We start from the raw sequence: 18,143 nt of genomic DNA, 5'->3' as shown, positions 1-18,143 counted from the left end.
GCGGGCCGTCCGGCACCGATCCCTCAGACGCCCTCGGCTTCGTGGCCCTTCCACTGCCGCAACATCCGTTCGCGCAGATCGTCGTAAATCGGCGGCGAACGCAATAATTCGGCGACGATCATCGTCGCGGCCCCCGCGGCGAGCACCGACACCGCGACCGAGGTCGTCGAGGTCATCTCCATCACCAGCACCGCACCGGTGAACGGCGCCCGGACCACGGCGGTGAAAAACGACGACATGCCCACGATCATCAGTGGCAACAACAACTCGTGCCCGTAGCCCGGCGAGACCAGATCGATCAGCCGGGAGGCGATGAGACCGGTCATCGCGCCGAGCGCCAGCATGGGGGCGAAGATGCCACCCGGCGTGCCCGCCGAATACGACACCGGACCGGCGACGAAGCGGATCGCCAGCAGCATCACGATCGCCCAGAAGGCCAGATGCTGACCGGACAGGATGTTCTGCGTCAGATCGTCACCGCCGCCACCGAGATCGGGGTCGACGGTCAGCACCGCCCCGATGACCGCTCCGATGATCGCGGCCTTCACCGGGCCGGGCACCCGCCCAATGGCCGCGAAGCCACTCAGACACGCACGGATCAGCCAGTTGTAGACGACGCCGAGCAGCCCGACCACGACGCCGAAGACGACGAACACCGGAAGTGAGGACAACGCAACGGAATTGACCTGCGGGACGACGAAGTCGGGATGGTTGCCGACGATCAGGCGGCTGCACACGGTGCCTGCGGCGACCGCGGCCATCGTCCAGAGGACGTAGCGCACCTTGACGGTCTTGGCGATCTCCTCGATGCAGAACAGGGTGCCGCTGATCGGTGCGTTGAATGCGACGGCGAGCCCGGCGCCCGACAACGTGGTCTGCAGAACCCGGATCTCGCGCATGGTGGCGCGGCACACGCGTCCGGTGAGCGCGCCGATGGCGGCGCCCATGTGCACCGTCGGGCCCTCTCGACCGAGGACCATCCCGCCGACGCCGATCGCCAGCAAACCGCCGACGAAGCGGGCCGGGATGACCGCGGGCGGCGGTGGTGCGGCCTCGCCGCGTTCGACGGCCTCCACATGTTGGATGCCGCTGCCGGACGCGCGCGGTTCCCACCGGGTGATCAGCGCTGCGATGAGCGCCGCGGCGGCCGAGATCACCACGGGTATCAGCCAGGCGGCCGGGCCGTGATGGTGGGTCCAGTCGATCAGGTCGGCCCGCAGGTGATCGGCGCGGATCAGCAGCCACCGGAATGCCCCGCCGACCAGGCCGGTGATCGCACCGGCGATCGCGGCGACGATGGTCAACCAGACGAGAACCCGTGCACCGGTGTCCTCTTCGGGCGTTTCCGGTGTGAGATCAGGGGAGTCCGGCGCCGTCACGCGTCGTCACCGGGCCGTTGGTGATCACCGGGCTGGGGATTTCGGGTCGCGGACACCGATCCACGGTAGATCTCGGCCGAGTCGGCGGTCGCGACCAGGGGTGGCCGACGGCGTTCTCGATCGTCAGGACGCGCGGAACACCTTGATCGCCGCGGCGATCATCGGGAACTGCAGTGGCAGCCGGCCGAGGGCGATCGCCTTGTAGATCGCCGGCTTGTGCCACCACAGCCGGACCATGTTGATGTTGGCCGGGTACACCGCGACGAACAGTGCCGCGGCCGCAGCCGCGGACGGCTTGCGGGTGGCCGGGACGAGAAGTCCCACGCCGAGGGCGACCTCGGCGACACCGGACGCATAGGTCAGCATCCGCGGGTCGGCGGGAATCTCCTCGGGGATGATCTCGTCGAACGGCTTCGGCGCCACGAAGTGCAGGGTGCCGATGGTCAGCAGCATCCCGGCAAGGGTGCGGGCGAGCTGGATGGGGGACAGGCGTGAGAGCACGTCAGAACTCGATTCGCAGTCGGTCGGAAGTCGGATGGGCCTGACACCCGAGGATATAGCCGTCGGCGATGTCCTCGGGATCGAGCGCACCCGCGTTGTCCATCTCGACGGTTCCGTCGGTGAGAGTGCATGCGCACGAACCGCATTCACCCTCCTGGCACGAGTACGGCGCATCGAGTCCGGCCTCGAGCATGATGTCGATCAGGGTGCGTTTGCGGGGCCAGGTCAGTTCGTGGGTTTCGCCGTCGAGTTCGACCTCCACCGTGGCGGCGTCGGCCTGCTCCTCGGCGCTCACCTCGTCGAGGACGACGTCGGCGAAGGGATCACCGGAGAGTGAGTTGTAGACCTCGGCGTGCACGTCGTGGTGGGCGAAGCCCGCGGTGTGCAGCGCCTGGTGCACGGCGTCCATGAAGGGGCCGGGGCCGCACATGTAGGCGGCGTGGCCGCGGAAGGCGCCGAAGATCGTCGCCAGGGACTGAGCGCGGGGCAGGCCCTGCAGCGTCTCGAGCCAGTGGATCAGGACCAGCCGGTCGGCGTGTGCGGTCTGCAGCTCGCGCAGTTCGTCGGCGAAGATGACGTCCTCGGCGCTGCGGTTGGCGTAGAAGAACACGATGGTGCCGCTCCCCGACGCCAGCGCGGTCTTGAGGATCGACATCACCGGGGTCACCCCGCTGCCCGCGGCGATCAGCAGGAGCGGTTCGTCGACCGACCGCGGGGTGAACACCCCCGACGGCGGCAGCACCTCGATCTGCGAGCCCGCGGAGAGGTTGTCGCACACCCAGTTCGACCCGTAGCCGTCGACGGTGCGCTTGACCGTCACCTTGGGCAATTCGTCGCGGGCGGGGGAGGAGGCCAGCGAGTAACAGCGGGCCACCGACCCGGTCTGATCACTCGGGATGCGCAGGGTGAGGAACTGGCCCGACTTGTACTGGGTGAACGCCTCTTTGGCCGTGTCGGGGAGTTCGAAGACGATCGACCGTGCGTCGTGGGTCTCGTCGATGACCTCGGCCACGGTGAGGATCACGCTGCGCGAGCCGTGGGGCGTCAGTTCGGTCGTGTCCGATCCGGTCATGGCTCAGGTCTCCTGGCGTCGTCGAAGGTGTAAGAGTCGAAGGTGCGAAAACTAGAACACGTTCTACTTTGAGCCTAGCCTAGATGTCGGGCTGTCGACACCGGCAAGGCGATCGGTTCCAGGGTAGAGGGCGGTCTGTGGCGGCGGTGTCGCCGGTATTTCCTCGACGGCGCCCGGTTTCTCGCCGACAGCGATCGAGTCGCGGGGCTGGCTCGGCGAACCCGTCGATCGCGAACCTCGGCATCGAGGACCACACGAGCGCCGCCGAGTCGGTGGCGGGATCTATCGCGTGCGATGAGCACTCACAACCCCTGCAGCCCAGCGGCCAGCGTCGCGCACCCCGCCCGGATGAGCGCGTCGAGGTCGGCGTCGGGATGGGCGAGCCATTGTTCGTAGGCGGCCAGGGCGGTGCCCAGGCACAGCCAGCCGATCGTCTGCGGGAGGTGATCGCCCTCGTCCAGGCCGAGCCGGTGGGCGCAGAACTCGGCGATGACGTGGCGCCAGTCGGCGTACATCAACATCGAATGTGCTTGCAGGCTCGGCACTCCCAGGAGTAGCTGCATGCGTCGGCGGTGGCCGTCGAGGAACTCCGCGGGCACCTCGTTGAAGGCGATCAGCGCCCGGGTGACGGCCTCGGCGATGGGGAGGTCGTCGGGGATCTCGGCGAGCAGTGCGCGCAGGTCGTCGAGGTGGACGTCGAACTCGCCCCACGGGATCGCGTTCTTCGACGGGAAGTACCGGAACAGTGTGCGCCGCGCGATGCCGACGGCCTCGGCGATGTCGTCGACGCTGGTTTCCTCGAAGCCGACGGTGGTGAACAGGTCGATGGCGGTCGCGCTGATCTGTGCGCGGCTGGTGCGCGGACGCCGGCCCGGCGCCGTCGCGTTCTCGGTCGTCATCAGACCTCTCTCACCAGGTCGGTACCTGTCCGTTTGGTCAATTTTCGGCTGGGGGGTGCAATTCTGCACCCGGTGCCATTATAGTGATCGGTGATCCACATCACTACCCGAATATTAGGAGGTCTGGATCATGGCCGATCACACAGCCAAGGCAGCTCAGGACGTGTCGGTTCCCGCCGACGTCGAGACCGAGCTCGTGGGTGAGTCCCTCGTCGAAGAGGTCTCGATCGACGGGATGTGCGGGGTTTACTGATGTCCACCCCGACATCTGCTCCGGTTGCCGGCGACCGCGACTCCGCGGTCGCCGGTGACCGGCGCGACACCCCCGCCACCCTGTCCGCATTCGATCTCGACGCCGCCTGGGAGCTCAACCCCAAGGTCGCACTACGCCCGGAACCCTTCGGGGCGTTGCTGTATCACTTCGGTACCCGCAAGCTCTCATTCCTCAAGAACCTGACCGTCGTCGGGATCGTGCGCTCCCTCGCCGAGCATGACGACGCCGAGACCGCCCTGGCTGCTGCCGGGATCGGAGCCGCCGAGCGTGCGCTGTATGTGCAGGCGCTGACCGCCCTGGCCGACTCCGGGATGATCGTCCGCCGCTGACGGACGCATTCCTCCACCGTCCACCACCGCTCCTCGAGCCCAAGGAGACCCGAAGATGACCACACTCGAGTTGCCGCCCACCGCAACCGAACTCGCCGCCATGCCGACGCTGCAGCCCAGTGCGCCCCCCAAGGTCGGGCGTCTGGTCGATCAGTTCGAGAAAGGGCTCGACGCCCCGATCTGCCTGACGTGGGAGCTGACCTACGCCTGCAACCTGGCATGTGTGCACTGCCTGTCGTCCTCGGGTAAGCGCGACCCGCGTGAGCTGTCGACCGAACAGTGCAAGGCGATCATCGACGAACTGCAGCGCATGCAGGTCTTCTACGTCAACATCGGTGGCGGGGAGCCGACGGTGCGCCCGGACTTCTGGGAACTCGTCGACTACGCCACCAGCCACCAGGTGGGAGTCAAGTTCTCCACCAACGGTTTACGCATCGACAAGAAGGTCGCCGCGCGGCTGGCCGCGTCGGATTACGTCGATGTGCAGATCTCGCTGGACGGTGCGACCGCGGAGGTCAACGACGCCGTGCGTGGCCCCGGCTCGTTCGACATGGCCGTGCGCGCGCTGGAGAACCTCCACGAGGCGGGATTCGCCGACGCGAAGATCTCGGTGGTGATGACACGGCAGAACGTGGCGCAGCTCGACGAGTTCAAGGCGCTCGCCGACCGCTACAACGCCACCCTGCGCATCACCCGGCTGCGCCCGTCGGGCCGCGGCGCCGACGTCTGGGACGACCTGCACCCGCTGCCCGAACAGCAGCGCGAACTCTACGACTGGCTCGTCGCCCACGGCGAGAACGTCCTCACCGGCGACTCGTTCTTCCACCTGTCGGCGTTCGGCGGGACCGGTGGGTCCGGCCTGCCCGGGCTGAATCTGTGCGGCGCGGGTCGCGTGGTGTGCCTCATCGATCCGGTCGGTGACGTCTACGCCTGCCCGTTCGCGATCCACGAGAACTTCCTCGCAGGCAACATCACCACCGACGGTGGCTTCCAACAGATCTGGCAGAAATCGGACCTCTTCACCGAGCTCCGTGAGCCACAGAACGCCGGAGCCTGCACGCGCTGTGCCCATTTCGACGCCTGCCGCGGCGGCTGCATGGCGGCCAAGTTCTTCACCGGACTGCCGCTGGCCGGACCCGACCCCGAGTGCGTGCAGGGATACGGCGAGGAGCTGCTGGCTGGTGAGCGCGCCAAACCGACTGCGAACAAAGACCATTCACGCGGTACCCCGTTGACACTGATGACCCGGCAACCCGACGGGGAGATCACCCCGATCGGTGGCCCGCCGTCGAAGAACTGTGATGAGAACCCGTTGGCGGGATTCGCCCTGTAGTACCCCCGCGTGGCGGATCGTCGAGCACCCGGGCCGGGCGCCCGGGTGATTCGATGCTGCGACGAACAAGTAAAGAAAATAGGTAGGAACACACAATGGTCACCAATCCCTGGGCCCGCAATCCCTGGTTCGAAACCGTTCACGAAGCGCAGCGCCGCGCCAAGAAGCGACTGCCGAAATCGGTGTACTCCTCGCTGATCGCCGGCACCCAAGCCGGCGTGACGGTGCGCGACAACGTCGACGCGTACTCCGAGATCGGGTTCGCCCCGCACGTGATCGGCGCGCAGCCCGATCGCGAACTCTCCACCACTGTGATGGGCCAGGACCTGTCGTTCCCGGTGATGATCAGCCCCACCGGCGTACAGGCCGTCGACCCCGACGGCGAGGTCGCGGTGGCGCGTGCCGCGGCAGCTCGCGGTACCGCAATGGGCCTGTCCAGCTTCGCGTCTCATCCGATCGAAGAGGTCACCGCGGTCAACGACAAGATCTTCTTCCAGATCTACTGGCTCGGTAGTCGCGACGAGATCCTGGCGCGTGCCATGCGCGCCAAGGAAGCCGGTGCGAAGGGTCTGATCGTCACGACCGACTGGGTGTTCAACATCGGTCGCGACTGGGGCAGCCCGGAGATCCCGGAGAAGGTCGACTTCAAGGCTCTCCTGCGCTTGGCGCCGGAGATCGCGGTCAAGCCGCGCTACGCGATGGACTGGATTCGCGACGGCAAGATCATCATTCCCGACCTGACCGCGCCCAACGTCTCCAAGGGCAAGGGACAGCCCGGACCGACCTTCTTCGGTGCCTACGGCGAGTGGATGAGCACCGCCCCGCCCACCTGGGACGACTTGCAGTGGCTGCGCGAACAGTGGGGCGGACCGTTCATGGTCAAGGGCGTCACCCGCCTCGACGACGCGAAGCGAGCCGTCGACATCGGCGCGACCGCGCTGTCGGTGTCCAACCACGGTGGCAACAACCTCGACGGCACCCCCGCCACCATCCGTCTCCTGCCGGGCATCGCCGAGGCGGTCGGCGATCAGATCGAGGTCCTGCTCGACGGCGGCATCCGCCGCGGCAGCGACGTCGCCAAGGCACTCGCACTCGGGGCGCGCGCGGTGATGATCGGTCGCGCCTACCTGTGGGGCCTGGCGGCCAACGGTCAGGCGGGCGTCGAGAACGTCCTCGACCTGCTCCGCATGGGCCTCGACGGTGTGGTGATGGGCTTGGGCCACAAGAGCGTTCACGAACTCTCGCGCGATGACCTGATCATCGGTGAGGACTTCGATCGCTCCTTCGGCAGCATCTGAGCGAATCCGAGTCGGAAGAACGCCGCAGAAACAGGGCTACGAAAGACAGAGCGCCGCCGGTTCCCGCCGGCGGCGCTCTGTTGTTCGCCGACGGCGCCCTGCATCGCGCCGACGGCGCTCAGACCTTGGAGTTTCCCATGTCGATCTGGAACTGCGAACCGGTGACCGCGCGCGCCTGCGGTGAGGTCAGATAGAGCACCGCGTCGGAGATGTCGTCGAGCGAGGCGACCGGGAAGTGATCCATCATCGAGATGAAATACCGTGTGTACTCGCCCATCTCGAAGATCTTCATCGCCGAGGTGTCGGCGATGCCCATCGGTGTGTTGACGGCGTAGGGGTGGATCGAGTTGACGCGGACCCGGCGCGGTGCCAGCTCTTTGGCGGTCGTCTGGGCCAGTCCGGTGAGTGCGTACTTCGACGCCGAGTACGCCGCCTGGACGGGCATCGCCTTGAGCCCGGCGACCGAGGAGATGATGACGATCGAGCGGTTCTCGGCGTCGGTCTCCAGAAGCGGGGGAATGGTGGCGCGCAACGTCTTCCATGTGCCGACCACGTTGACGTCCAGGACGTCGGTGAATTCGTGTTCGGAGAGTTCCCAGGTGAGTCCCCATGAGAGGATGCCCGCGTTGGCGATGACGTGATCGAGGCGGCCGAATTGCCGCACGCCGTCGGCGACAAGCTCCTCCTGGAATGCCAGATCTCGCGTATCCCCCTGACGGGCAAGGATTTTGCCGCCGGCCTCTTCGACGAGGCGAATCGTCTCGGCAAGATCGTCCGGCGTCGACGCCGGGTAGGTGATGTGGTCGGCGACCTCGCCGGCGATGTCGAGTCCGATGATCGACGCACCCTCGCGGGCGAAGCGGAGTGCGTGATTACGCCCCTGGCCACGGGCGATGCCGGTGATGTAGACGACCTTGCCGTCGAACTGTCCCATGAGGAAAAACTGTAACACGTTCTATTTCGACGTGGTTGGACGACCGGGAGAAAGCGCTGTCGACATTGAGACGGGCGCCGTCGGCGAGTCGGAGAGCGCCGTCGGCACAACCGAAGGCGCTGTCGGCGAACTGGAGAGCGCTGTGAGCGATGCGGAGGGCGCTGTCGCGACGACGCGGGGCGCCGACGACGTCGTCGGCGCCCCGCGGTCGGACGGAGGAGGTGCGATCCGTTCAGTCGGTCCAGACGGTGGATGGATCGGTGGCCTGGCGGGCCGGCCCGCTCGGCGTCTCCGGCGAGGTGCGCGAGAAGCGTGGTGCCACTTGTGCCTGCATGACGCCGTCGATCTCGAGGAGGTTGGCGCGGGCCGACATGTGCGGGTCGGTGGGAGCCTCGGCGAAGCTCAGTACCGGTGAGGTGCAGGCGTCGGTGCCGTCGAAGACCTTGGCCCACTCGTCGCGGGTGCGCGAGGCGAAGGTCTCGGTGAAGATCTTCTTGAGCTCCGGCCATTTCGCGACGTCGTTCTGGTCCGGCAGATCGGCATCGGCGAGTCCGAGTCCCTTGAGGAGTTCGGCGTAGAACTGCGGCTCGATCGCGCCGACGGCCATGTACTTGCCGTCGGAGGTCTCGTACACCTCGTAGTACGGAGCGCCGGTGTCGAGCATGTTCACCCCGCGCTCGTCCGACCACAGGCCGGTACCGCGGAAGGCCCACATCATCTGTCCCAGAACCGAAGCCCCGTCGACCATGGCGGCGTCGACCACCTGGCCGCGACCGGAGAACTGGCGCTCGAAGAGTGCCGAGAGGACGCCCATGACGAGGAACATCGAGCCGCCACCGAAGTCGCCGGCGAGGTTGAGCGGGGGTACCGGACGCTCACCGCGACGGCCGATCGCGTGCAACAGGCCGGTCAGCGAGATGTAGTTGATGTCGTGGCCGGCGAGTTCTGCGCGCGGACCGTCCTGGCCCCAGCCGGTCATGCGGCCGTAAACCAGGCCGGGGTTGACCTCGGCGAGATCATCGGGCCCGAAGCCGAGTCGTTCCATCACGCCGGGGCGGAATCCCTCGAGAATCACGTCGGCCTTCGCGATCAACCCGAGGATGGTGTCGCGGTCGGCCGGGTCCTTGAGATTGGCCTCGACGACGCGACGCCCGCGCAGCAGCGCGTCGGCATTTCGGCCCTCGGCCGGAAGTGTGCCGGGACGCTGCACCCGGATGACATCGGCGCCGAGGTCGGCGAGCATCATCGCTGCGTGCGGGCCCGGGCCGATACCCGCGAACTCGATCACGCGCAATCGATTCAGCGGTCCGTTCTTACCGCTGGTGGGTGTCGAATCTGATGTCATGGACGTCCTCCCTCGAATGGCGTCGACCTTGTTGTGCCGACTGGTGCCGACCGTGTTCTGCGACACATACTGCGGTCCAGGATTCCACAACCGATCGAGCGCTCGTCCAAGCGGGTCCGAACAGGGGATCTTGGTCCTGTAATTGGTGACGACCGGTTACCCCGAGGCGCCGCGCACATTAGACTTGGCCGAATGGTGCGAACGGCGAGGCTGGGGCAATACGCATGGCCGCAGGTGACGCCCGCCGAACTGACCCTTCTCGTTCCGATCGGTTCCGTCGAACAGCACGGTCCGCATCTTCCGCTCGACACCGACACGCGCATCGCCGTTGCGGTGGCCACCGCCGCCTGCTCGGAGTTGCCCGCCGACGCGCCGGTCACGGTCGCCCCGGAGATCGCCTACGGAGCCAGCGGTGAGCACGAGGGTTTCGCCGGGACGATCTCGCTGGGACAGCAGGCGCTGACCGACCTCCTCGTCGAATTCGGACGCAGTGCCTGTCGCTGGGCGCGGCGGATCGTCTTCGTCAACGGTCATGGCGGCAACGTGCCCACGCTGGCCGCGGCGGTCGCCAGACTGCGCTATGAGGCGCGCGAGGTGGCCTGGTATCCATGCGTGTTCGCCGATGCCGACGCTCACGCCGGGCACACCGAAACCTCAGTGCTGCTTCATCTTTCGCCGGAGCTGGTGCTGACCGACCGGATCGAGGCGGGTAACCGTGAGCCGATCGGCGTGCTGATGGGGCCGATGCGTACCGGCGGTGTCGCCGCGGTCAGCGAGAACGGGATACTGGGCGACCCGCGAACGGCGACCGCCGAGCACGGTGCGCAGCTCCTCACGCGTGTCGTCGACGATCTGACGCGGGCGCTCGGCGAGTGGGCCGTCGACGACGGGGGGAGACTGCGGTGACGACGACCGAATGGGTCGCGCAGAAGATGCCTGCCCCGAGCGATTCCGGATTGCCGGACGGCTTCCAGATCCAGATCGATCTGCGGTGCGCGCGGCGCGGCGACCTGCGCTACCTCGTCGGTGGGTCGCCGACGCGCATGCTCCGGCTCAGCGACACCGCGCTCGGTCTCACCTCCGCCGACGGACGCATCGAGGTGTGCAACACCGCGACGCGCACGCTCTCGCGGACGCTGCTCGAGACGGGCATTGCTCATCCGCGGCCCATGTCGGGGCCCAAGCCCGACGACGTCACCGTGGTGATCCCGGTGCGCGACAACCAATCCGGTGTCGACCGCCTCCTCGACGCGGTGGCCGGTACCCGGGTCATCGTGGTCGACGACGGCTCGGCCGTGCCCCTCGTCGCGCAGGGGCCGCTGGTGCAGGTCATCCGATTCGAGTCCAACCGCGGCCCGGCCGCAGCCCGCAACGCCGGCGCCGCGGCTGCCACGACGGACTTCGTGGCCTTCCTCGACTCCGACGTCGTTCCCGAGCCGGACTGGCTGGTGATGCTGCTGGCGCACTTTTCCGATCCGTTGGTGGCGCTGGCCGCTCCCCGGATCGTCGGCTTGTCGGCCCGACGCGGTGAACGCCAGTCGATGGCCGAACGCTACGAGAACGGTCACTCCTCACTCGACATGGGGCCCACCGAGGCCGCCGTTGTCCCCGGTACGCCCGTACCATATGTGCCCAGTGCGGCAATGATCGTGCGGCGCAGTGCTTTTTGCGGATTCGACGAGAATCTCCGGGTGGCCGAGGACGTCGACCTGTGCTGGCGACTGCACGAGGCGGGCTGGCGGATGCGCTACGACCCGGTGGCCCGGGTGGCCCACGACCACCGCACCAACCTGCGGCAGGTGTTGTCCCGTCGCCGCTACTACGGCACCGGGGCGGCTTTCCTGGCTCAACGGCACGGCACGCTCGCTGCGCCGATGGTGATGACGGCGTCGATGGCGCTGGCGGTGGCGGCCTTGTTGTCACGAACCAAGTTCGGACTCGTTCTCGCTTTTCTCGTGCTGGCCCGCGTGGCCCATCGATTGCGGGCGCGACTCGGCGACCTGCCGGACGCGCCGGTGGCCGCCGCGCAGATGACCGGCCGCGCGGCCGGATACGGGCTATTGCAGGCGGCCGGTGCGATCTGTCGACATTATTGGCCGGTCGCAGTCCTGTTGGCGTTGATCTCCAAGCGATTTCGGATACTCGTCATCGAGGTGGCCATCGCCGAGGGCCTCATCGAATGGGTGCGCGCCGTCCTTGCCGACACCACGCGCGGGCCCGCGATCGGCCCCGTCGCCTATCTGATCTGCCGTCGTCTCGACGACCTCGCCTACGGCGCGGGACTGTGGGAAGGTGTTGTGCGTCAACGCGATCTCGGCGCGCTTCGGCCCGTCGTCACGCGCTGACCGCCGAACCAAGGTGATGGGGACGCCGGTGGACGAGACGTCGGTGGCGGGTGAGCTTCCCCGACGCGCAGACGTCGTCATCGTCGGCGCCGGCAGCGCCGGGTCGGTGCTGGCCGACACATTGAGCCGCGACGGCACCCGATCGGTACTCCTGCTCGAGCAGGGGAGCGGCTGGCCCGACGCCGCGGTTCGCGATCTCCGAACACTGCCGATCAGCGCGTCGTCGGGGTTCGTGACCGTCCACGACGCGCCGCCCGGCCAGACCGTGGTCCGCGGGCGCGGGCTCGGCGGGTCCTCGGCGATCAACGGTGGATACTTCTTGCGGTGGCATCGCGACGATTTCGCCGGGTGGCCCACCGGCTGGGGCGTCGACGACGTCGAAAGGGCCTACCGCGAACTCGACGAGACCGACGGCCCGATGTCGGTGCACCCGTTCGGCGAGGACGATCTCGGGCCGGCCGCCCGCGCCTTCGAGCGATTCTGGTCGACGCGCGTACCGGTCCGCGACGTCACCGACCGGTGGCCCATCATCGGTCTCAACCGAGTGCTGGGCAACAACGAACTGCTGGACAACAACGCAGTGCTGGGCAACAGCGCCCACCGACTGCGCACGACCTCCGCGGAGGCATTTCTCCGCCCGGCTCTCGCACGTCCGAATCTCTTTGTGAGAACCGGCATTCGGGTACATGAGATCCTGATGGCGGGACGCCGGGCAACAGGCCTGCGGGTCACGGGTTCGGGGGACACGGGGTCGGGGGGCACCGACATCGCCTGCGACGAGGTGATCCTGTGCGCCGGAACACTCGGTACCGCAGGAATCCTGCTGCGCTCGATCCCGGAGGTGATCGGGCCCTCCGGCGTACTCGTCGCCGGCGAACACCGTGAGGTGCTCGTCGGATACCGTAGGCGTTCGCCCGACGACCTGCGGCCGCTACTGCCGACCGTGGTGCACACCGACGATGGTATCGAGATCCGTTGCTACTCCGATGATTTCGAGCGGTATGTGACCGGGTCGGCCGGCGGCTCGCAGGCCGTGGGGGTCTGCGGGATGCTCCAGGCGGGCCCGGCGCGGCTCACGTCGGCGTCGGGAGGCTCGGTACGCGTACGGTTCGACGACCTCGACGAGTCGGTGGTGGCCCCGTTGTGGGCCACGGCGTCGGACGTGGTGGACATGTTGGCGTCCGCCGAGTTCGACGACGTGGTGGTACCCGATTCGATCTCGGTCGATCCGGTGATCCGCAGTTCGCAGCACGCCTTCGGCAGCCTGCCGATGGGCGTCCGCACCGACTGGCTGGGTGGGGTGGTCGGCGTCCGGGGCCTACGGGTGGTGGACGGCTCGATCCTGCCGAGTCCGGGCCGCAGCGGACCGCACGCCACGATCATGATGACCGCGCGCCGGATCGGTGCGGCGCTCGCGGCGGGGTACTGACCGCACCGACCACGCCCTGCGCCCCGAACACACTCTGCGCACCCGAACACATTCCGGGAAAGAACTTCGTCGATCCCGGGAACCTTTGTGCACCGGCATCCGACCACTCTTGCGGCTCGACTACATCTGACGGACGAGAGGCGGGTGGCGAACTGGCCGCTACCGTGGCGATCACCGGCGTGTTCACGCTGTGCGCGGTGATCTACCTCATGCGTGCGTGGCACTCGCCGACCCCACTGACCCGATTTGCCGGAATTCTGCACGTCCTGATGGCCGTCGCGATGATCGCCATGGTCTGGCCGTGGAGCGCGCAGGCGGCACCGATCGTGTCGGTACTCGTGTTCAGCGGTGGCGCCCTGTTCTTTGCCAATCGCGTGGTCGTCGACGCCGATGCGACGCGACGTCACCTGCTGGTGGGGTCCTATGACGCGGCCATGATGGCGTCGATGGTGGTGATGTCGGTGCTGATGTCGGTGCCGGCGACGGTGAGTTCCGGCTCGGCGGAGGCGAACTCGGCCCAGGGTTCGATGCCCGGTATGGGCTCGATGAGCGGTATGGGCGTGCCGGGTACCGCGGGCTGGGCGCAGCCGACCGGCGTCGCGGTGCTCGCCGCGCTTTGTGCGGCAGCCTATTTCGCCGCCGCACTGTGGTGGTTTTACGCGTTGATCCGTGGACCCGCGCGCCCGTGGGGTGAGGTGCTGATGGCAACCGGGATGGGCGTGGCATTCGCCGTCCTGATGTGAGACCCCGGTGCATTCGCCACCGGAATAGTGAAACTACGAGAGAACGAGGATATCGATGGTGAGAAGACGAGCGGCGTTGGTGCTCGCCGTGGCGGGAACTGCGGTGGCGCTGATGATCGGACTCTCCGGGACTGCGTCGGCGCACGTGAAGGTGTCGGGAATCGACGCCACCGAGGGCGGATACGGCGTCTTGACCTTCCGGGTGCCCACCGAATCCGACACCGCGTCGACCACCGAACTGGCGGTGACCTTCCCGGACGACACCCCGATCATCTCGGTGTCGACGCAACCCAAGCCGGGATGGACGGTGCAGGTGGTCAAGAAGAGCCTGCCCACGCCGCAGAAGGACGACGACGGCAACGAGATCACCCAGTATGTCTCCCAGGTGATCTGGAAGGCGCAGACCCCGCAGGCCGCCATCGCGCCGGGGAGCTTCGACACGTTCAGCGTGTCGGCGGGACCGCTACCCGACAAGGCGACGCTCTCGTTGCCCGCCCAGCAGACCTACAGTGACGGCACCGTCGTGAACTGGAACGAGAAAACGGTCTCCGGTCAGGCCGAGCCCGAGCATCCGGCGCCCGTGCTCTCCCTCGCCGCCGCATCCGGTGGACACACGAGCGATCAGTCGATGTCGAATGACTCGACTTCGTCACCGTCATGGCCGGGCATAGCCGGATTGGTCATCGCGATCATCGCCCTGCTGGTCGGGGTGGCCAACCTCGCGCTGATTCGCAAGGGGCGTTCATCGAATTGAGGTGGCGCAGAGCGCTCCTGGTGTTCACCGGGGTGGTGTGTGCGTTGGTGATGGCCACTCCCGGCCTGGCCGGCGCACATGCCACCCTGGTCTCCAGCGTGCCCGCCGACGACTCGCGAGTCGCCATCTCGCCGTCACAGGTGGTGTTGACCTTCGACGAGAACATCAGTGTGGGAGCCGATCCCGCGCGTGTCATCTCGGCACAGGGCGATCGCGTCGACACCGGCTCACCACATCTGATCTCGGCCGGCAACGCCCTGGTCATCCCGGTGCGCCCCGATCTGCCTGCCGGAAGTTATTCGGCCACCTGGCGAGTCATCTCCGCCGACACCCATGTGGTCACCGGGTCCATCGTGTTCGGCGTGCGGGCCGACCCCGGGGCGCCCGCCCCGGCGGCACCGCCGGTCGCCGCCTCGGTCACGGCACTCGATCGCGCATCGCAGGCGCTGCTCTACGCGGGCCTGGTGGGCAGCGTGGGTCTCGCGGTGGTGTCGCTGATGCTGTATCCGAGAACGTTGGCGCTCAAACGATTCCGATGGACGGTGGCGCCGAGTTGGGTTCTGGCGGTGCTGGCCTGTGCGGGCACGGTTCTCGTCCGGGCCGCCGAAAAGGCAGATGTCGGTGTGAGCCGGGCATTCTCGGGCTCGGCGCTCTCCTCCGGTCTCGACGGTGGCGATACGAGGGTGGTGCTCATCAGAGCGGCCCTGGTCGTGGTGCTCGGACCGGTGCTGTTCGCGGCCGCGCGCCGGCGAGTCTCACATGCGTGGGGCGCAGCGCTGATCGGGGCCTGCGGGCTGGGTATCGCCGTCACCATCGCCGCCGACGGCCATGCGTCGGTGGGGGATCTGGCATGGCTGGCCGTGCCGGTCACCATCCTGCACGGGTGGCGATGACGCTCTGGCTCGGCGGACTGCTCTCGATGGTGCTGATCCTGTTGTCCGGCAACCGCTCCCGCTTTCCGGCCACAGTGAAATCCAAATCAGTGGCATCCGAACCGCCGGCACCTGAACCGTCGGCACCTGAGCTGCTGACACCTGCCGTGTTGCACCGCTGGTCGAGGTGGGCGTTCACCATGGTGGTCGTCCTGGTGCTCTCCGGGGAATTCCAGGCGTGGCGGCAGATCTGGCCGGTGCAAGCGCTGTGGGACACCACCTACGGTGTCGTGCTGCTCGTCAAGTCGGCTCTCGTACTGGCGATGCTCGGCCTGGCGGCATATGCGCGTCGTCGTCTCGGCCTCAGCCGTCTTCGACGTTCGGTGCCGATCGAGATGGCATGCGGCATAGCCGTCCTCGTCGTCACCTCCGTCTTGGTCACCGAACCGCCCGCGCGCACGACCTACGGTCCGCCGATGCAGGTGGCGGCCCCTCTCGACGACGGCGCGGCGCAGGTGTCGGTGTCGACCACGCGCCGCGGCCCCACCGTGGTGGACGTGGCCCTCGACGACGGTCACGGGACGCCGATCCCGGCCCGGTCGCTGCGCGCCACGTTGTCCTCGGAGTCGGCGGGGATTCCGTCGTTGGCGCTGAGATTCGTTCCGGCCCAATCGGACACAACGGACACCGGCTCGCCCGGGGCGGCTCGCTGGCGCAGCGTTGCGGCGTCGGTTCCCGTCGCCGGTGCGTGGACGTTGACGCTGACCGTGCAGTTCAGCGATTCCGACGCGCAGGTCACCACCGTCGGGTTTGCGGTCTGGTGATCGCCCGGTCTGTTGGTGCCCTTGCGATGGGCCCCGCATGGTGAGGTCACCGCGCGGGGGTGCGCGTTCCGGCAGTGGAACCCGACCTCGCCGAGCACGGGGGAAGTGGGAAGTCAGATCAGCGTCGACCAGTAATCCCAGAAGTGCACACCGATCGCGACGATGATGATCGCGTACCACAGCGGCAACAGGACCCACAGCCAGCCGCGAAGGTCGCGGGCGCGTGGTGAGTCACCGAAAAGTCTTCCGGCGCTGAGGATCAGCAGGATCGGCGTCAGCGTCCACACCACCATGCAGTAAGGGCACAACGCGTTGATCCGGTAGATGCTCTGGAAGGCGAGCCAGTTGACGAAGACGAAACCCAGGGCGAGCCCGAGTGTTTGACCCGCCCAATACCACCGCGGCAGCCAGACGCGGGCGATGGTGAGCACGCCGGTCACGATGATCACCGAGAAGGCGGCGATACCGATCAGCGGATTGGGAAACCCGAAGACACGAGCCTGCTCGGTCACCATCACCGAGCCACAGGACAGCACCGGATTGATGCTGCAACTCGGCACGTACTCCGGGTTGATGAGCAGTTCGATGCGCTCGATCGTCAGCGTCGCCGCCGAGATGAATCCGAGGACACCGAGAATCAGGATCACGATGCCGGTCGCGGTGGACACGTCGGGGCGCTGAAGCCACCACGGCCGGTCATCGGTGATCACGTCGTCGGTGATCACGTCGGCGGCGATCAGCTCGTCGTCGGGCGGTTCGACCGCCGGTGCCTCAGGGTCCGGGGTGGTGCCGGAAGGAGAGGTGGTGCTGCTCATTGCTGGTCGCTTCGTCTCGGGGTGGATTTACTGTGCGGTGCCGGCGGCCTGATTGATCTGGGCGAGGAAGGCATCGGGCCCCAGCTGGATGTTGAAATCCTGACCGTTGATCTTCACCGTCGGTGTTCCTTGGACCTGGGAGGCCGTGGTCTCCTGACCGACCCAGTTCTTGAACTGGCCGTCGGAGATGCACTCCTTGACGTTGGGTGCGCCCGCCTGGTTGGCGAAATCAGCGAGCTGATCGTCGGTCAGACCGGACCCGTTCTCCTCGGGCTGATTCGCGTACAGGATGTTGTGGAACTTGAGCCAGATGGCGAAGTTGTCGGCGCCCTTGGTCGCCTCGGCCACACACGCCGACGCATTGGCCGCGCGGGTGGAGTAATTGGTACTCGACATACGGTCCAGGATGGCCACCGGCTGATAATCGATGGCGACCTTGGGATTGCTGCGCACCTGCGTCAGCGCGTCGCTGTAGACCTGCTCGAACTGCTTGCAGACCGGGCACTGGAAGTCCTCGTAGATCTGCACGGTCACCGGCGGGGTGGTGCCCTTGGGTGCGGCGGTGACGCGGAACGAGCTGTTGGTCGCGACCGACGGCGCGGTCGCGTCACCCGTGGAGGACTTGTTGGTGAGGATCACCGCGACGGCGACGATGACGGCGATGACGACGATCGCAACACCCGCCCCGATCTTCATGAAGAGCGAACGGCGCCGTTCGGCGGCTCGCGGATCGACGATCGGCTTCCGGCGTTTGTCTGCCACTTTTTGTCTCCCTGGTCCACGGGTTCTCCGGCGTCGGTGTCGGGCTCCGGTCGGTCTGCGCAGGACCGGAGGACCGCCATGCCGGTGTTCAGGGTACTGGCAGGAATCTGAGGAGCATCTGAGCGGTAGGGGCCGGTGGGACGTTGGTCCCGGGTGGTTCTCGTCACGTGACGCCGATGCGGGCCTCGGCGGCGTGGTCGGTTCGCCTACGCCGCGTCGTAGACTGACGACGATG

19 protein-coding genes are annotated in these 18,143 nt (G+C 67.3%); 11 read left to right on the top strand and 8 right to left on the bottom strand.

Translation table 11 applies throughout. The features are described from left to right. Positions 1-23 precede the first annotated feature (23 nt). From AC5ZH6_RS19655 to mftR, 4 genes are all read right to left on the bottom strand, one after another. Positions 24-1,379 carry a ClC family H(+)/Cl(-) exchange transporter gene (locus AC5ZH6_RS19655; RefSeq protein WP_006367867.1) on the bottom strand — a complete coding sequence of 452 codons (1,356 nt, stop codon included), beginning with the start codon at positions 1,377-1,379 and terminating at the stop codon, positions 24-26. A gap of 123 nt (positions 1,380-1,502) precedes the next feature. Then, positions 1,503-1,880, bottom strand: a complete 378-nt coding sequence (locus tag AC5ZH6_RS19650) for a DoxX family protein (protein ID WP_006367868.1) — start codon at positions 1,878-1,880, stop codon at positions 1,503-1,505. 1 nt (position 1,881) lies between these two features. Further along, the gene (locus tag AC5ZH6_RS19645) at positions 1,882-2,952 is read right to left on the bottom strand and encodes a ferredoxin--NADP reductase (protein WP_006367869.1); all 1,071 of its coding nucleotides are present in this window, start codon (positions 2,950-2,952) and stop codon (positions 1,882-1,884) included. A gap of 302 nt (positions 2,953-3,254) precedes the next feature. Further along, positions 3,255-3,851 carry a mycofactocin system transcriptional regulator MftR gene (mftR, locus tag AC5ZH6_RS19640; protein ID WP_006367870.1) on the bottom strand — a complete coding sequence of 199 codons (597 nt, stop codon included), beginning with the start codon at positions 3,849-3,851 and terminating at the stop codon, positions 3,255-3,257. A 130-nt stretch (positions 3,852-3,981) separates the two neighbouring features. Between mftR and mftA the strand changes: the two genes are divergently transcribed. The 4 genes from mftA (at position 3,982) to mftD (ending at position 7,085) form a co-directional block, all read left to right on the top strand. Next, positions 3,982-4,104: a mycofactocin precursor MftA gene (gene mftA / locus AC5ZH6_RS19635; RefSeq protein WP_006367871.1), complete on the top strand. Its 123-nt coding sequence runs from the start codon at positions 3,982-3,984 to the stop codon at positions 4,102-4,104. Beyond that, positions 4,104-4,454: a mycofactocin biosynthesis chaperone MftB gene (gene mftB / locus AC5ZH6_RS19630; protein WP_006367872.1), complete on the top strand. Its 351-nt coding sequence runs from the start codon at positions 4,104-4,106 to the stop codon at positions 4,452-4,454. The genes mftA and mftB overlap by 1 nt, the downstream gene beginning before the upstream one ends. 55 nt (positions 4,455-4,509) lie before the next feature. After that, the gene (gene mftC / locus AC5ZH6_RS19625) at positions 4,510-5,787 is read left to right on the top strand and encodes a mycofactocin radical SAM maturase (RefSeq protein WP_006367873.1); all 1,278 of its coding nucleotides are present in this window, start codon (positions 4,510-4,512) and stop codon (positions 5,785-5,787) included. 95 nt (positions 5,788-5,882) lie between these two features. After that, the gene (mftD, locus tag AC5ZH6_RS19620) at positions 5,883-7,085 is read left to right on the top strand and encodes a pre-mycofactocin synthase MftD (RefSeq protein WP_006367874.1); all 1,203 of its coding nucleotides are present in this window, start codon (positions 5,883-5,885) and stop codon (positions 7,083-7,085) included. Between the two features lie 118 nt (positions 7,086-7,203). On the opposite strand, the gene AC5ZH6_RS19615 is transcribed toward mftD, so the two are convergent. Both AC5ZH6_RS19615 and AC5ZH6_RS19610 read right to left on the bottom strand, forming a co-directional pair. Continuing rightward, positions 7,204-8,019 carry a mycofactocin-coupled SDR family oxidoreductase gene (locus tag AC5ZH6_RS19615; RefSeq protein WP_020170415.1) on the bottom strand — a complete coding sequence of 272 codons (816 nt, stop codon included), beginning with the start codon at positions 8,017-8,019 and terminating at the stop codon, positions 7,204-7,206. A 232-nt stretch (positions 8,020-8,251) separates the two neighbouring features. After that, positions 8,252-9,364, bottom strand: a complete 1,113-nt coding sequence (locus tag AC5ZH6_RS19610) for a CaiB/BaiF CoA transferase family protein (RefSeq protein ID WP_006367876.1) — start codon at positions 9,362-9,364, stop codon at positions 8,252-8,254. A gap of 192 nt (positions 9,365-9,556) precedes the next feature. Here AC5ZH6_RS19610 and mftE point away from each other — a divergent pair, with 192 nt between their 5' ends. The 7 genes from mftE (at position 9,557) to AC5ZH6_RS19575 (ending at position 16,331) form a co-directional block, all read left to right on the top strand. Then, the gene (gene mftE, locus AC5ZH6_RS19605) at positions 9,557-10,270 is read left to right on the top strand and encodes a mycofactocin biosynthesis peptidyl-dipeptidase MftE (RefSeq protein ID WP_035726909.1); all 714 of its coding nucleotides are present in this window, start codon (positions 9,557-9,559) and stop codon (positions 10,268-10,270) included. A gap of 26 nt (positions 10,271-10,296) precedes the next feature. Beyond that, positions 10,297-11,709, top strand: coding sequence for a mycofactocin biosynthesis glycosyltransferase MftF (gene mftF / locus AC5ZH6_RS19600; RefSeq protein ID WP_035726925.1), 1,413 nt, complete (start codon positions 10,297-10,299; stop codon positions 11,707-11,709). Positions 11,710-11,725: 16 nt separating this feature from the next. Then, on the top strand, positions 11,726-13,138 hold the full coding sequence (gene mftG / locus AC5ZH6_RS19595) for a mycofactocin system GMC family oxidoreductase MftG (RefSeq protein ID WP_006367879.1): 1,413 nt from the start codon (positions 11,726-11,728) through the stop codon (positions 13,136-13,138). 164 nt (positions 13,139-13,302) lie between these two features. Next, positions 13,303-13,881 carry a DUF5134 domain-containing protein gene (locus AC5ZH6_RS19590; RefSeq protein ID WP_006367880.1) on the top strand — a complete coding sequence of 193 codons (579 nt, stop codon included), beginning with the start codon at positions 13,303-13,305 and terminating at the stop codon, positions 13,879-13,881. A gap of 55 nt (positions 13,882-13,936) precedes the next feature. After that, on the top strand, positions 13,937-14,635 hold the full coding sequence (locus tag AC5ZH6_RS19585) for a YcnI family copper-binding membrane protein (RefSeq protein WP_035726910.1): 699 nt from the start codon (positions 13,937-13,939) through the stop codon (positions 14,633-14,635). Then, on the top strand, positions 14,632-15,528 hold the full coding sequence (locus AC5ZH6_RS19580; protein WP_496167703.1) for a copper resistance CopC family protein: 897 nt from the start codon (positions 14,632-14,634) through the stop codon (positions 15,526-15,528). Before AC5ZH6_RS19585 ends, AC5ZH6_RS19580 begins: the two co-directional genes overlap by 4 nt. Continuing rightward, positions 15,525-16,331 carry a CopD family protein gene (locus tag AC5ZH6_RS19575; protein ID WP_496169251.1) on the top strand — a complete coding sequence of 269 codons (807 nt, stop codon included), beginning with the start codon at positions 15,525-15,527 and terminating at the stop codon, positions 16,329-16,331. Before AC5ZH6_RS19580 ends, AC5ZH6_RS19575 begins: the two co-directional genes overlap by 4 nt. A gap of 113 nt (positions 16,332-16,444) precedes the next feature. Here the strand turns inward: AC5ZH6_RS19575 and AC5ZH6_RS19570 are convergent, their stop codons facing one another. Together AC5ZH6_RS19570 and AC5ZH6_RS19565 are read right to left on the bottom strand one after the other, a co-directional pair. Further along, the gene (locus tag AC5ZH6_RS19570) at positions 16,445-17,146 is read right to left on the bottom strand and encodes a vitamin K epoxide reductase family protein (protein WP_006367883.1); all 702 of its coding nucleotides are present in this window, start codon (positions 17,144-17,146) and stop codon (positions 16,445-16,447) included. Between the two features lie 27 nt (positions 17,147-17,173). Then, positions 17,174-17,908 (bottom strand): DsbA family protein, encoded by a 735-nt coding sequence (locus AC5ZH6_RS19565; protein ID WP_006367884.1) that lies wholly within the window; start codon positions 17,906-17,908, stop codon positions 17,174-17,176. Positions 17,909-18,143: the final 235 nt, after the last annotated feature.

The organism is Gordonia sp. YC-XJ4, from assembly GCF_059511865.1.
The sequence above is the reverse complement of the archived record's forward strand: the minus strand, read 5'-3'. Positions and strand labels throughout refer to the sequence as shown.

Bases quoted from the DNA above. Each gene is read 5' to 3' on its own strand.
- AC5ZH6_RS19645 (WP_006367869.1), bottom strand. From the start codon at position 2,952: ATGACCGGATCGGACACGACCGAACTGACGCCCCACGGCTCGCGCAGC.
- mftR (WP_006367870.1), bottom strand. From the start codon at position 3,851: ATGACGACCGAGAACGCGACGGCGCCGGGCCGGCGTCCGCGCACCAGC.
- mftA (WP_006367871.1), top strand. From the start codon at position 3,982: ATGGCCGATCACACAGCCAAGGCAGCTCAGGACGTGTCGGTTCCCGCC.
- mftB (WP_006367872.1), top strand. From the start codon at position 4,104: ATGTCCACCCCGACATCTGCTCCGGTTGCCGGCGACCGCGACTCCGCG.
- mftC (WP_006367873.1), top strand. From the start codon at position 4,510: ATGACCACACTCGAGTTGCCGCCCACCGCAACCGAACTCGCCGCCATG.
- mftD (WP_006367874.1), top strand. From the start codon at position 5,883: ATGGTCACCAATCCCTGGGCCCGCAATCCCTGGTTCGAAACCGTTCAC.
- AC5ZH6_RS19615 (WP_020170415.1), bottom strand. From the start codon at position 8,019: ATGGGACAGTTCGACGGCAAGGTCGTCTACATCACCGGCATCGCCCGT.
- AC5ZH6_RS19610 (WP_006367876.1), bottom strand. From the start codon at position 9,364: ATGACATCAGATTCGACACCCACCAGCGGTAAGAACGGACCGCTGAAT.
- mftE (WP_035726909.1), top strand. From the start codon at position 9,557: ATGGTGCGAACGGCGAGGCTGGGGCAATACGCATGGCCGCAGGTGACG.
- mftF (WP_035726925.1), top strand. From the start codon at position 10,297: ATGCCTGCCCCGAGCGATTCCGGATTGCCGGACGGCTTCCAGATCCAG.
- mftG (WP_006367879.1), top strand. From the start codon at position 11,726: ATGGGGACGCCGGTGGACGAGACGTCGGTGGCGGGTGAGCTTCCCCGA.
- AC5ZH6_RS19585 (WP_035726910.1), top strand. From the start codon at position 13,937: ATGGTGAGAAGACGAGCGGCGTTGGTGCTCGCCGTGGCGGGAACTGCG.
- AC5ZH6_RS19575 (WP_496169251.1), top strand. From the start codon at position 15,525: ATGACGCTCTGGCTCGGCGGACTGCTCTCGATGGTGCTGATCCTGTTG.
- AC5ZH6_RS19570 (WP_006367883.1), bottom strand. From the start codon at position 17,146: ATGAGCAGCACCACCTCTCCTTCCGGCACCACCCCGGACCCTGAGGCA.